Genomic DNA, 12,341 nt, shown 5'->3' on the forward strand with positions numbered 1-12,341 from the left:
CCGCGCTGACTATTGCACCCACGAGAAGCCGAAAGACACGCGCGAACAACGTAATCCGCTACAGATCAGCGGACCGGCAGCTCCACCGTCACGCGCAGCCCGCCCCCGCCCCGCGCGTTGAGAGCGAGTGTCCCATCGTGTGCTTGAACGATACTTTTGACGATGGCCAACCCGAGGCCCACACCCGCATGATCGCCGCGGATGCGTTCGGTGCCGCGCCGGAACGGTTCGGTGAGCGTGGCGACGAGTCCCGCGGCGAGTTCCTCTCCGGTGTTTTCGATGGTCAGCAGGACGGATCCGGGTCCGATGGCGGTGTCGACCCGCACGCGGCCGTGTTCGGGAAGGTTGTGGACGATGGCATTGTGCAGAAGATTCATCGTCATCTGCAGTAGGAGTGCGGGTGAACCGACGGCGGGGCAGATGGATCCGGAGGTTTCGATGGTGACGCCGTGCTTCTCCGCCAGCGGGAGCAGCGTTTCGGCGGCTTCCTCCGCCATGAGGGACAGGTCGACGCGCTCCCGGGCGAATGACCGCTGGTCGGCGCGGCTGAGCAGGAGCAATGCCTCGGTGAGTTCGATCGCTCGCGCGTTGACGGCGCGGAGCCGCTCGATGAGTTCGTCGCTGTCGCGCTTCGGATCTCGACGGGCGACGTCCAGCAGGGTTCGGGTGATCGCCAGCGGGGTGCGCAGTTCGTGGGAAGCGTTGGCCGCGAACCTGCGCTGTTCGGCGACATGGGCTTCCAGTTTTTCGAGCATGGCGTCGAAACTGTCGGCGAGTTCACGGAATTCGTCGCCGCGGCCCGGCAGCCGGATCCGATGCGAGAGCGACCCGTCGGCGGTCATCCGGGTGGCCTCCGTGATACGGGTCAGCGGGGCGAGCATGCGCCCGGCGAGAATCCACCCGCCAACGAGCCCGAACATCAGCAGGAACACCAGCGCGACCGCCACCGCCGTGCCGAATACGCTCGGTCCGAAGTTGGTCGGGTCGAAGACGCGCCGGATATTGGCGAGGTGCGGAACGAGATTGCCGGCGGGCACGCCCCGCAGCAGGAACGCCCACACCGCGGCGAGCAGCAAAACGCCTGCGAGCATGAGGAATCCGGCGTAGCTGAGGGTCAGTTTGAGCCGAACGCTCAACCCGGGCGCCCTAGCCACGAACCGCGCGCTCGGTGTCGATGCGGTAGCCGACGCCCGCGACGGTGGCGATGATCCAGGGTTCGCCGAGGCGTTTGCGCAGTGCCGAGACCGTGATGCGCACGGCGTTGGTGAACGGGTCGGCGTTCTCATCCCACGCCCGCTCCAGGAGTTCCTCGGCGCTGACGACTCCCCCTTCCGCCGCCATCAGGACTTCCAGCACCGCGAACTGTTTGCGGGTGAGCGCGACGTAGCGGCCGTCGCGGTAGACCTCGCGGCGGAACGGGTCCAGCCGCAGGCCCGCGATCTCCCGCACCGGCGGCCTGCGGTGACCGCGCCTGCGGTCGAGAGCTCGCAACCGCAGCACGAGTTCGCGGAGTTCGAACGGTTTGGTGAGGTAGTCGTCGGCGCCGAGTTCGAATCCGGATGCCTTGTCGTCGAGCCGGTCCGCGGCGGTGAGCATCAGGATCGGCATACCGCTGCCGGAGGCGACGACGTGTTCGGCGATCTCGTCACCGGAGGGTCCGGGAATGTCGCGGTCGAGGACGGCGATGTCGTAGGCGTTGACGCTCAGTAGTTCCAGTGCGGTGTCGCCGTCACCGGCGATATCGGCCGCGATCGCTTCCAGACGCAGGCCATCGCGAATGGCCTCCGCCATATAGGGTTCGTCCTCGACAACCAAGACTCGCATATCCGGATGCTACGAGCGCGCGCATATCGTCGGCATACCGAAAATCACATACGGGCCGGCAACACCGCATTGCCTTGACTGGCCGCATGAGTCAGACAACTCGCAGGCCCACCGGCGTGGTCGCGACCATCATCAAAACCCGCACCTACCGCTCGTCATGGATACCCTTGCGCGGCAATAGGATTGCCGTGGCGGACGGCGCGATCCCCCGCGGCGTCACGGTGTTCGACAACGAATATCCCGCCATAGCCAACCTCAATCCGGCGCTGCTGCGCGCCCTGCGCGAGGCGGCGACCGACGCGGGCATCCAGTTCTACGTCAACAGCGGATGGCGTTCTCCGGCCTACCAGAATCGACTTCGTCGTGCGGCGGTCGCGAGGTACGGCTCCGAGGCCGAAGCCGCCCGGTGGGTCGCCACCGCCGACGCATCCGCGCACGTATCCGGCGATGCGGTCGATCTCGGCTTCGACGCCAGGGTGTGGCTATCCGAGCACGGCGCAGGCTACGGACTGTGCCAGATCTATCGCAACGAGCCCTGGCACTACGAATTTCGCCCGGAAGCGAGCGAATGTGGTTGCCCTCCCATGTATCCCGACCCCGCACACGATCCGAGGATGCGAAAGTGACCGGCGCGTCGTTGGCCGAAGCCCGAGCCGCCGAGGTGACGCTCGTTCCGGCGCGGCGGAAACCGTTCACCCGCATCGCTTTCCGATTCTGTTTCCTGTACTTCGGCTTGTTCTGCCTACTCACTCCGCCGATCGTGTTCGTGTTCACCGGATGGTTCGGCCGCCGGCTCGGGCAGGGCGCGTCGCTCTGGCCCATCCGGAAAGCGCAGCCCGCCCTGAATTGGGTGAGCCGGCACGTATTCGGCGTTACCGCGCAGCTGTATTCGAACGGTGTCGGTGATCAGACCATCTTCTGGGTGCTGCTGTTCTGCATCCTGGTGGTGGCGGTGACGGGGGCCGCGGTGTGGTCGATACTGGACCGGCGCCGCACGCAATATCGCACGCTCACGGGCTGGTTTCTGCTCGGCATCCGGCTGTCGCTGGCCGGTCAGATGCTGAGTTTCGGCTTCGCCAAAGCGATTCCGACCCAGATGCCGCAGCCGTCGCTGACCAGGCTGCTCACCCCGTACGGTGATTTCACCCCGATGGCCGTGCTGTGGTCGCAGGTAGGTGTTTCGCGACCGTACGAAATGCTGCTCGGCGCCGCGGAAATCACCGCGGCGATCCTGCTCTTCATTCCGCGAGCCGCACTGCTCGGCGCGCTGCTGGCCATGATCGATACGCTTCAAATCTTCGTGCTGAACATGACCTTCGATGTGCCGGAAAAGATTTCGTCCTCGCACTTGCTGCTGATGTCACTTCTGCTGTTGGCACCCGAAGCACGACGGCTGACGCGAGTACTGCTGTTGAACCGCACCACCGGCCCTTCCGACGTCCCGTATCCGTTCCATGCCAAGAGATCCCGGCGTATCGCGGCGCTGGCGCAGGCGGCGCTCGCCATCTGGACCACGGTGGCGCTGGTGCAGGGCGGTTGGCACGCGTGGCGTACCGGTGGACCCGACCGCCCCAAACCTCCGCTGTACGGCATCTGGTCGGTATCGGAGTACACCCGCGACGGCCAACCGGCGCCACCACTCACCACCGACGAAACCCGTTGGAAAAAGGTTGTTTTCGACTATCCCCAGGTAATCACCTACCAGCGGATGGACGACACCCTGGTAACCGTCGACGTCGACGTCGCCGACCATCGAATCCGGCTCACCGCAGGAACACCGCCGACCACGTCGGGTACATTGCTATTCCAGCAACCGGCACCGGAAAAGGCCGTGCTCACAGGCGAATTGGACGGCCACCGGGTGACGATCACCCTCGACCGAATCGACCCCGACACCTTCCCCCAACGAAGCACCGGATTCCACTGGGTACAGAACCGCCCGAACCTTTGATGATTCGCGCACAGCGATCAGCTTCCAGCGCATGCTGACCTGCAGAGTTGTTACCGCCCGAACAGTGGCCGGAGGCCGCGCCCGGTGCCCGCGTCCACCGGTGTTGTTCTTCGATGAGATCGACGCATTGCGGACCTGGAGGTCAGATATCGCCGTTGGTGCGGCCGATGAACTGATCGGACCATTTGCGCTTCATGCGCAGACTGGCCTGGTTCACCTTGTCTCGCAGAAAACCCATGGGGCGTCGGATATCGATGATCAAGACGATTCTGTCTTCGTCACTTTCATTGCTCACCTCGTGTTCGAAGGTATCGTCGATCAGCACGCTCTCACGCTCGCGCCAGGTGTGATATTCGGTGTCCACCCGCAGTCTGGGTGGGTTGGTGGACGGCACCTTGAGCGCCAGGTGATATCGAAGGATTCCGGCGTACGGACCATTGTGTGCATTGAGTTTGACTCCGGGTTCGAGGATCGAAATGAACGCGTTCACCACACACGGTGTACGTTCGGCGAACGAGACGATGGTCGGACAGTCCTGGTATGCCTTGGGATTCGGCACCCCGAGCATGTAGGCGTAGTACAGCCGCCAGTCGTCGGAGACCTCTGCCGCCCGGACCGGATCGATATCACGATATTGGGGCAGATTACGTCGGGCGATGAGTTCGGTCACCTCCGTTTTGATCTGGTCGAATTGCGATTCCAGCTGTCGCGCTTCCGGAAAGAGTTTGTACGGCGACATGATCCGGAACCGATGTTCCTTTCCGCTGGCGCGCAGGAAATAACTGTTGATCGCATTGCGGATCAAGGGTTGGTTGAGGCTGAGCGAACCTCTCATGGATCTGCTTCCTTATGTGTTGGTCGGGGTTCTGTCTGGTAATCGAGGGGCCATCAGTCGTCGTGCCGCCAGACCGCTGAGGACGATCAGCACGCCCCACGTCACGATCACGGCCCGTACCGTCATGAGCAGGGTCAGCGCGCCGAGGCCGAGCGCGACGCCGAACCAGAGTGCCGAAAGCACGAGTTGGGACATCGCCAGGATCCGGCCGGTGTGTTCGGGCGGGGCTTCGGCTTGGACATGTGCCCGGAACAGGACGAGCGAGCCGAGTGCCGCACCGCCGACCAGTCCGGCGAATACGAGGGACCAGGGCAGGTTGCGGGCAGTCGCGAGCAGGGCCATGGCCCCGCCGGTGAGCAGCAGGGAACCGGCGAGATTTCGGTGGTTCTCCTGGAGGTTCGGCAATCTGACGCACAACACGCTCGCGACGAATGCGCCAACCCCCCACGCGGCGTCGATGAGGCCGTAATCGGTTGCGCCCAAGTGGTTGTCATTCTTGACGAACGCCGGCAGTACGGCGTTGATGCCGGAGATCAGGCTGCCAGGCACCGCGACGAACAGGGTGGTCCAGAGCAGCAATCGGTGTTCGCGCAGGAAACCCCATGCTTCGGCCATGTCGCGAAAGAGGAATCCACCGGATCGTTTGGTCGATGGACGTTGCAGGTGCGGCAGGCGCAGGGCCAGCAGCGCGGCGACGATCACCACCCGTCCCGCGAGGCCGAACAGCAGCGAGTTCGCCGCGCCGACGGCCGGGATCGCCAGCCCGCCCAGCGCCGCGCCGATGAATACGCCCACCTGGGATGCCGCTTGCCATAACCCGTTGGCGCGCAACAGGTTTGTTCGGTCGAAAAGTTGTGGCAGCAACGCGCTGTAGCTGGCCGCCGACAGCGAGTAAAGTCCGCTGACCCAGGCGCTGACCGCGAGTACCTGCCAGATTCGCACCTCATCGAAAGCCGCGAGCAATGGGAGAAGGCCCACCGGGAGGATCCGCCCCGCTTCAGTGGCGACGGTGACCGCGCGGCGCGAGAACCGGTCGATGAGCGGGCCGCCGAAGAATGCGGCGGGAACGCCCGCGCCCGCACTGAGTGCCGCCATGATCGCGAGCGTCATCGGCGTACCGCCGACAACGATCACCAGCCACGCGAGTACGACGAGGTCGAGGCCGGTGCACAGGGTGGATAGAGTTCGAGCGCCGAGCAGGAGCCGGAACGTCGGGTTGCGAAGCATCACATGGCCGTTCCGGTCTGCTGGATGTGCTCGAAGAAATCGGCGAGTTCCGGTGGACACGTCGGGCCGAGGTCTGCGCGCAGGCGCTGAGCGGCGGCACGGTTGTGGTGGACGGTATCTTTCCGGGTCCAGCCCGATGGCGGGCGGAGCAGTATCGACCACACCGGGACTGCCTTGCCGCCGCGGAGTAGTTTCTGGCGATATCCGGCAACCCCGAGGTCGAGTTCACGCAGGCCGCGCCGCAGACAGTAACGGAGGGGTTCGTGGATCATCAGGTTGAAGTACTCGGCGTATCGACCGGTCCGGTCGTAGTCGAGGCCGGCGGAACGACCGATCAACGTGGTGCCGTGCTCGATGCACGACAGGGATCCGATCGCCCGGCCCTCATGGCGGCAGATGAAGGCGAATAACGCATCCCCGAACACCGACCTGATCTGTCGATAGCGTTCGACGAATTGTCGTGTATCGCCGTAGGTGTTGTGTCGCCGCTGTGTTTTTTCCTGTAATCCGGCGATTTCTTCGATATTGGCTTCGGTGATGGGTTCGACGGTGATGACGCGGCCACCCCGGCTCAGCAGTCGACGTTCCCATCGCACCCGGTCGCGGTCTCGTTTGCGCAGTGTGTTTTCGTAGTCGGCCTCCGGCACAGCAGGCACCGGTACCGACACCCGCACCGAGGTCAGCAGTGCCGGTCGGCTCGGCCACTCGGCGCGCAGCCGGGCCACATCCGATCCGGTGAGATGGGGTATGAAGACGGTGCCGGTCGCTGTCGCGGTTACCCGGTCGCTGGCGGCGGTCCATGCGGCCAGATCCCCTGACACGGCCGGTGCCGTGCCATAGCCGGAGGCGCTACCGACGACCGTCACCGGCTCCCAGCGGCGTACGGCGGGATCGGAAACGCTGTCGACACCACCGAAAAGCGTTCCGGGATGTAGATGTGAGTTGCCGGGCCCACCGTCGTACCGGAATACGGGTACTACCGCGCGAAGTGCTCCGCGACGGTCCCGCGCGATCAGGACACTCTCCCGCGCACCGTTCTGCCCCAGCATTGCCAGATTCCACGAGCGGGAGGAATAGAAGCCGATTCCGGTCGCCGGAACCAGGTGGTCCCACTCGACGGGGGACTCGGCCAGTCCGCATTCGGTGATGTCGAACAGGCCACCGGTGTCGAGGCCGCCTGCCATGATGTGCGTGTTCACGCGACAGGCCCGGTCATTGCGATCTGGTACCGGGGAACCAGACCCATCTTCTGTTTGAACGGCTCGTTGAGACGCCCGCACTCGGCGACTTCGACGCCGCTCGCCCACATCAGCTGCAGCATGTCCCACCACATTCGGTAGTACGGGCTGAACTTGATATCCGGGCGGTCACGCCGGTATCCAGCGGCCCAATACTGCAGCCGGGTTTTCTCCAGGAACGACACCCCGACCGACAGGGTTGCGCCGTCGCGGTCGCGGACTTCGAGTACCCGGACGGGTTCGCCCAGCTCGTGTAGGAATGCCGCGAGTTTCGGTGGGTCGTAGTACTTGGGGGAACCGGCTCTGGTCGCGGTGGCGGCCACGAACTCCATCAATGCCGATAAACCCGGGTAGTCGGCGCGGTGCACCAGACTTTGTGCGCCGTGTTCTTCGGCTCGGCGAAGCTGACGACCGAACTCCCGCCGCGCGGAGCCGTGCAGCGATGCCAGATATGTCGGGCGGTCGGGGGCGAGTTCGCGAGGCAGGACCCAGCGCGGCACCAGCACCTTCTGCTCGAACCCATGTATCGCCAGGGACCGGACGGGCTCCGCGCCTTCTTCCACGTTGATGAACCCCCACTGCGCGCACCCGGCTTCCGCGGCCTGCCTGCCGAATGCCTCCCCTAGTACCCGCAGGGACTCTTCGTCGCGGGCAAGCACACGCGCGCCCGGACAATGCCACATGGGAGAAAGGAAGGCCGATCCGTTCTCTCCCAGTCCCAACAGACTGAGCGGGTCGCCCTGGATGTACGCGGGTGCGGCGGCGCACAGCCTGCCCTGGCTATCACGGACTTCCAGATAGCGTGGCCGCGCGATGCTCTGGACCGGATAGTGTTCGTATGCCCGCATGAATCCGGTGGTATGGAATACCGGCGCGTCCAGGTCTTCGGCCAACTCGTCCCAGTCGGGCCCCAGGTCGTCGGCCGTGTGGAGCACCCGGACCTCCAGTCGTCCGGCGACCTTTTCGTCCAGTCGGTAGTTATGCATCACGTAACTCCTTCGCTCGGTTCCCGCATGGACCACTGCGTGCGAGAAGCAGGTCTCCCACCGCCGCGGCGACCAGCGCCGGATCGAGCACGATGGGTGTGCCGCTGATCCTGTTGGACGCCAAGCCCTCGGCGACCACGGTTTCGACCAGCTCCGTGCCGCTGTCGCTCGGGCAGCGCGTCGGGAGGCCGCGCGCGACGAGGAGGTCTTGGATCACCCGACCCAGCTCCCGGCCATCCGCCCCGAACAGTCGTCGCAGCGTCGTGATAGCGGAGGCGACAGCGGCGGGCCCTCGTGCGTCGGCGAGATCACCTGGTTCCGCCGCCTCGACCATGGTTGCCAACCAGGTCAGGTTCAACGCGCAGGCGTGACCGTGCCGCACATCCAAATGCGAGGTGAGCGGATAGGCCAGCGCGTGCGCGGCCGTGGTGCGGGTGAGGTCGATGGCCCGTCCGGCAAGTATCGCGGCTTCGCTGAGCCGATCACGCTCGGTCCGCGACGGCACCGGGTCCGCATCGCGCAGGATCGGTATCAGCAGAGTCAACGCCGCCACCGCGTGCGTGCGCGACACCGGGGTCGACCGGGTCGACCACAGCGATTCCACCGCATGTGCCAGGGCGTCGAACGCGCAACTCCATGTTTGCGCCGGCCCGCAGCCATCCGTCAACGCCGGATCGACCAGCGCGGCATCGGCCTTTATCCCAGGGCTGTCGAGCGAGAATTTGCGACTCCCCCGGTATAGAGCGGCGAACTGGGTCACCTCGCTGCCAGGTCCTGCCGTCGTCGGCACGAGTACCAGCCGCGCGTCCGCCAGCGGTGCGCTCCTGCCGTCGAGAACATCTGCGGCCGCGGACTGTTCGGTGGGCAGGGCCCGCGCCGCCTTCGCCACATCCAACGCCGAGCCGCCGCCGATACCGAGCACGAGCCGGGCACCGCACTCGTGCCGCGCCCGCGCCGCCGCCAGCGCCTGTTCGAAGGTCGGATTCGGACGGAACTGGGAGAACAACCGTGCCCGCGCAGGCAGCACGCGATCCAGCCTGAGCCGATTCACCGTCCCGGCGCTCGCGACGACAAAGACACTTCGCGAGTCCCATTCGGCGATTTCGGCAAGCCTGTCGAATGTGCCCCTGCCGGTGAGGACCGTGCTCGTCATGATCGGAGCGTCCTTCCGACAGCGCTGCGGAACCGCTCGGCGATGACGTCGAGTCCGATTTCCGCCGTCGCCCTCGGGTGCACATCGCCCGGCGTCGGAACCACTCTCAGCACACACAGCACCGGTCCGGACGACTTCAATGCGCTCTCGAGAGTTCCGGCGAGCGACTCCTCGGTCGCACATTCCAGCACCGTGCGATAACCGAGACCGGTGCCGAGCGCGGACCAGTCCAAGCCGCTCGAAGTGGAGCGTTGGCAGCCCGTCGACTCGTAACAGCCGTTGTCGACGACGATATGCACCAGGTTGTCCGCACCGGCCGCGGCGACGGTGGATCCGGTGCCCAGGTGCATCAGGAACGCACCGTCGCCGTCCAACACCACCACGCTCTGGTGGGGCCGAGCAGTCGCCAACCCGAGCCCGATCGCGGCGGCATGCCCCATGGAACCTTGCATGTACAGGGTTTCGGGCCGATCCCGTTCGTGATGCGCCTGCCGTGACAGGTATCCGGTGGTGGTGACGAGCAGTTGCCCGGTCAACTGATCGAGTAGTTCCGAGACGACCTTGGCGCGGGTCAGGTCCGCGGCGGCAATCGGCCCGGCCGCGGGCGATGCGCCGAGATATGGTCCGATCGATCCTCTGGGTATCAACAAGAAGAACGGGTCGTTGTCGGCGTGCGCCCGCGCCGCCTCCGCCAGTGCCGCGCCGAGACCGTTCGGCCGGAGTACCGCGTGCGCGATGCCCAGCTCGGTCAGCAGCGCCTCGGTGCTCGAGCCCATCACCGCGTGTTGGGGTTCGTCGCCTGACGGATCAGGCCAGCCGCGCAAGGTCATCACCACCAGCACCGGGATCCGGTAGGGCAGGACCAGGGAGGTGAGCGGATTGACCAGGTTGCCGAATCCCGAGTTCTGGCACAGGATCGCGGCATGCTCGCCGCCCAATTCCCAGCCTGCGGCGAGCGCCAGCGCCGCACCCTCCGACGCGGCGGGTATCAGGTCTCCGGCACGGTCGAACAGTGTCCACGGTCCGGCGAGGTGGCCGCACGGCACGCCGGTCACCCGCCGTACCCCCGACGCGCGCAGCGCGGCAACGAGTTCCGCTGCGGGCAGCGCGCTACTCACCGCCGGTTGCCCAGCCACTGGTTCATCCCCGACAACTCGAAAATATCCTTCACCGTGGCGATATTCGACTCGATCGCGGTCGTCGACCCGTCGGCCAGCACGGTCGCCCAGGTGTCGCGCACCGCGCGTACCGTCGCTCGCATTCCCTGGTTCGCATAGATCACCATGGCGACTCCGGCGCTCCTCGCCTCCTCTACCGAGAACCGCACATAGGTCGTCGGCACAATGACGACGGGTGCCCGGCGTTGCCAGCGGTCCATGAACGAGATCACTTCCGCCGACTCGACCGCCTTGGAGTGCACCAAAACCGCGTCCGCGCCGACGTCGACATAGTGATGGCATCGGCGCAGTGCCTCGTCGACACCGAGGTCGCAGATGAAGGCTTCGGTCCTGGCCATCAACACGGTGTCCAGATGTCGTTGTGCGTCCTTGGCAGCTCGCAGCTTCACGCCGAATTCCTCGGCGCCGAGGAGTTCCTGCCCCGAATCGACGAAACTGTTCCGTTTGGGGAAGACCTTGTCCTCGATGCAGATGGCCGCGATTCCGGCGGCTTCGTAGCGCATCATGGTGAACGCGGCGTTCCGGTCGTTGCCGAACCCGGTGTCGCAGTCGGCTATCACGGGTAAGGCCACCGCTCGCTGGATCGTCTCCGCGGCGGCCAGGAACTCACCCATGCCGAGCAGACTGATGTCCGGCAGACCGTGCGCCGCGGAGATTTCCAGCCCAGAAGCCCAAACCGCGTCGAAGCCCGCCTCGGCGACCAGCCGGGCAGTGAGCCCGTCATGGGCGCCCGCCACCCGCAGCAACCTGCCTTCGGCGAACGCCTGCCGCAGCACTGCGCCCCGGGTGCCCGGTGCCTCGATGATTTCCGCGAAATTCTCCGTCATGGTTCCCCCTGATCACTCTTGATGTCCGTTTTCGTTTCCACTGCCCGCAAGAACACCGCCAGGCGGCGAGCGGCCTCCGACAGCACCTCCGGCGGCACCGCCACGCACATCCGGAGGTGGCCCGGTAACCCGAAGGTCGAACCGGCGCGCAGCCGGACTCCGGCCTGCTCGGCCAGTACCGCGCACAGCAGCCGGTCATCGCCCCACTCGGGCCGTGCCGCCGCGAGCGCGGACGCGTCGAGGCACAGGTAAATCCCACCGCGCGGGCGGAGCACCCGCAGCAGCGGAACGTCCGCCATGGTCTGGATGGCGTGCGCGCGTTGTCGGGCTACCCGGCGCACGCGAGCTGGTACTGCGCTGTCGTTCTCGCCGTCCTCTTCCAGTACCGCGGTGACTGCCGCCTGAGCCAGCGTGCTGACCGGGCCCGTGGTGTGTTCGACGACGCCACGCACGGTCGTTGTCAATGCCGGATCCGCCCATACCCAGCCGATCCGCACTCCCGCCAGCGCATTGACCTTCGCCGCGCCGCCGACCACGACCTGGTACTCGTTCGCCTGCGGGCCCGCGGCGTCCGCTTCCCCGTAAGCCCAGTAGATGTCATCGACAATGAGATGAAGGCGCCGCTGCCTCGCCCAGCCGCTGATCGCGGCCATTGTCTGCGAGTCGTATACGGCTCCGGTCGGGTTGACCGGACTGTTGACGATGACGGCCCTCGTCCGCGGCGTTCGAGCGGCTTCCAAAAGGCCCGGATCCACCAGCAGGCCGTTGGCGGGTGCGCCGGGCACGAACACCGGGTGGGCGCCGGCCAGCCGCACCACTTCCGGATAGTGACTCCAATGCGGCCGGGGCACCAACACCTCGCCGCCACCGGCCACCACGGCGGTCACGCAGAACAGCGCATGCCTTGCTCCGGCGGTGATGGTGATGTGATCCGGATCGGCATTCGCCCGACCGCGGTTCGCATAGTGGCCCGCCACCGCGGCCCGAAGTGCTGATTCGCCGCATATCGGCGCATAGGAGGTGATCTGTTCTTTCGAAGCGACGGCAGCCAGCGCTCGAATCGCCGCGTCGGGCATCGCTTCGACCACCTGTCCCGAAGAGAGGTCGATTAGATCGCGCATT

12 protein-coding genes are annotated in these 12,341 nt (G+C 65.8%); 2 read left to right on the top strand and 10 right to left on the bottom strand.

Features of this window, described 5'->3' with window-relative positions; genetic code table 11:
* Positions 1-65 precede the first annotated feature (65 nt).
* Together F5544_RS24140 and vanR-Sc are read right to left on the bottom strand one after the other, a co-directional pair.
* Positions 66-1,136 carry a sensor histidine kinase gene (locus F5544_RS24140; RefSeq protein WP_275106963.1) on the bottom strand — a complete coding sequence of 357 codons (1,071 nt, stop codon included), beginning with the start codon at positions 1,134-1,136 and terminating at the stop codon, positions 66-68.
* 10 nt (positions 1,137-1,146) lie between these two features.
* Positions 1,147-1,824 carry a VanSc-type vancomycin resistance response regulator transcription factor VanR gene (vanR-Sc, locus tag F5544_RS24145; RefSeq protein WP_167475305.1) on the bottom strand — a complete coding sequence of 226 codons (678 nt, stop codon included), beginning with the start codon at positions 1,822-1,824 and terminating at the stop codon, positions 1,147-1,149.
* 86 nt (positions 1,825-1,910) lie between these two features.
* Between vanR-Sc and F5544_RS24150 the strand changes: the two genes are divergently transcribed.
* Together F5544_RS24150 and F5544_RS24155 are read left to right on the top strand one after the other, a co-directional pair.
* Complete coding sequence (locus tag F5544_RS24150; RefSeq protein ID WP_167475306.1) at positions 1,911-2,450, top strand: M15 family metallopeptidase; 540 nt, start codon at positions 1,911-1,913, stop codon at positions 2,448-2,450.
* Positions 2,447-3,775, top strand: coding sequence for a DoxX family protein (locus F5544_RS24155; protein WP_238846624.1), 1,329 nt, complete (start codon positions 2,447-2,449; stop codon positions 3,773-3,775). Before F5544_RS24150 ends, F5544_RS24155 begins: the two co-directional genes overlap by 4 nt.
* A 142-nt stretch (positions 3,776-3,917) precedes the next feature.
* Here the strand turns inward: F5544_RS24155 and F5544_RS24160 are convergent, their stop codons facing one another.
* The 8 genes from F5544_RS24160 to F5544_RS24195 are packed head-to-tail and all read right to left on the bottom strand — an operon-like array spanning position 3,918 to position 12,340.
* Positions 3,918-4,610: an aspartyl/asparaginyl beta-hydroxylase domain-containing protein gene (locus F5544_RS24160; protein WP_167475307.1), complete on the bottom strand. Its 693-nt coding sequence runs from the start codon at positions 4,608-4,610 to the stop codon at positions 3,918-3,920.
* A gap of 12 nt (positions 4,611-4,622) precedes the next feature.
* On the bottom strand, positions 4,623-5,837 hold the full coding sequence (locus F5544_RS24165) for an MFS transporter (protein ID WP_238847483.1): 1,215 nt from the start codon (positions 5,835-5,837) through the stop codon (positions 4,623-4,625).
* Positions 5,837-7,036 carry a GNAT family N-acetyltransferase gene (locus tag F5544_RS24170; protein WP_167475309.1) on the bottom strand — a complete coding sequence of 400 codons (1,200 nt, stop codon included), beginning with the start codon at positions 7,034-7,036 and terminating at the stop codon, positions 5,837-5,839. The genes F5544_RS24165 and F5544_RS24170 overlap by 1 nt, the downstream gene beginning before the upstream one ends.
* Positions 7,033-8,061: a GNAT family N-acetyltransferase gene (locus F5544_RS24175; protein WP_167475310.1), complete on the bottom strand. Its 1,029-nt coding sequence runs from the start codon at positions 8,059-8,061 to the stop codon at positions 7,033-7,035. The genes F5544_RS24170 and F5544_RS24175 overlap by 4 nt, the downstream gene beginning before the upstream one ends.
* Positions 8,054-9,214, bottom strand: a complete 1,161-nt coding sequence (locus F5544_RS24180) for an iron-containing alcohol dehydrogenase (protein ID WP_167475311.1) — start codon at positions 9,212-9,214, stop codon at positions 8,054-8,056. The genes F5544_RS24175 and F5544_RS24180 overlap by 8 nt, the downstream gene beginning before the upstream one ends.
* Positions 9,211-10,350: a thiamine pyrophosphate-dependent enzyme gene (locus tag F5544_RS24185; RefSeq protein ID WP_167475312.1), complete on the bottom strand. Its 1,140-nt coding sequence runs from the start codon at positions 10,348-10,350 to the stop codon at positions 9,211-9,213. The genes F5544_RS24180 and F5544_RS24185 overlap by 4 nt, the downstream gene beginning before the upstream one ends.
* Positions 10,329-11,219, bottom strand: a complete 891-nt coding sequence (locus tag F5544_RS24190) for an isocitrate lyase/phosphoenolpyruvate mutase family protein (RefSeq protein WP_167475313.1) — start codon at positions 11,217-11,219, stop codon at positions 10,329-10,331. The genes F5544_RS24185 and F5544_RS24190 overlap by 22 nt, the downstream gene beginning before the upstream one ends.
* Positions 11,216-12,340, bottom strand: a complete 1,125-nt coding sequence (locus tag F5544_RS24195) for a pyridoxal phosphate-dependent aminotransferase (RefSeq protein ID WP_275106964.1) — start codon at positions 12,338-12,340, stop codon at positions 11,216-11,218. Before F5544_RS24195 ends, F5544_RS24190 begins: the two co-directional genes overlap by 4 nt.
* Between the last annotated feature and the right edge of the window lies 1 nt (position 12,341).

Origin of the sequence: Nocardia arthritidis, assembly GCF_011801145.1 — a bacterium.
Lineage (GTDB): Bacteria > Actinomycetota > Actinomycetes > Mycobacteriales > Mycobacteriaceae > Nocardia > Nocardia arthritidis_A.

Excerpts from the sequence above, each read along its gene's own strand:
- F5544_RS24150 (WP_167475306.1), top strand. The coding sequence starts at position 1,911 with ATGAGTCAGACAACTCGCAGGCCCACCGGCGTGGTCGCGACCATCATC.
- F5544_RS24195 (WP_275106964.1), bottom strand. The coding sequence starts at position 12,340 with ATGCGCGATCTAATCGACCTCTCTTCGGGACAGGTGGTCGAAGCGATG.
- F5544_RS24165 (WP_238847483.1), bottom strand. The coding sequence starts at position 5,837 with ATGCTTCGCAACCCGACGTTCCGGCTCCTGCTCGGCGCTCGAACTCTA.
- F5544_RS24180 (WP_167475311.1), bottom strand. The coding sequence starts at position 9,214 with ATGACGAGCACGGTCCTCACCGGCAGGGGCACATTCGACAGGCTTGCC.
- F5544_RS24160 (WP_167475307.1), bottom strand. The coding sequence starts at position 4,610 with ATGAGAGGTTCGCTCAGCCTCAACCAACCCTTGATCCGCAATGCGATC.
- F5544_RS24190 (WP_167475313.1), bottom strand. The coding sequence starts at position 11,219 with ATGACGGAGAATTTCGCGGAAATCATCGAGGCACCGGGCACCCGGGGC.
- vanR-Sc (WP_167475305.1), bottom strand. The coding sequence starts at position 1,824 with ATGCGAGTCTTGGTTGTCGAGGACGAACCCTATATGGCGGAGGCCATT.
- F5544_RS24175 (WP_167475310.1), bottom strand. The coding sequence starts at position 8,061 with ATGCATAACTACCGACTGGACGAAAAGGTCGCCGGACGACTGGAGGTC.